We start from the raw sequence: 287 nt of genomic DNA, 5'->3' as shown, positions 1-287 counted from the left end.
AATTGTTTTACATTTATCTCATTCATGAAATTAAGTATGCATTATGAGTATATATAGGAGATAAAAATGCTCGATAAAATAACAGACCAATCCTCTAGATTGATGAAAGCCTGTTTAGTACGTGGTTTTAGAAGCGCTAAAGAAGCAGCTAGATATTTTGGATGGAATTACTCTAGCTATATACAACATGAGCAAGGACTTAGAGGAATATCACGCGCATCTAAAAAATACGCAAAAGCATTTAGAATTACTGAGGGATGGTTATTAACTGGAGAAGGAGATGGCCC

The 287-nt window shown here is 34.5% G+C and carries 1 pseudogene; it reads left to right on the top strand.

Features of this window, described 5'->3' with window-relative positions:
* Positions 1-66: 66 nt before the first annotated feature.
* Positions 67-287 (top strand): annotated as a pseudogene (locus ACFIK8_RS12360) (XRE family transcriptional regulator); the annotation flags it as partial.

It is taken from the genome of Bartonella sp. MR168JLCBS, from assembly GCF_042194175.1.
The sequence above is the reverse complement of the archived record's forward strand: the minus strand, read 5'-3'. Positions and strand labels throughout refer to the sequence as shown.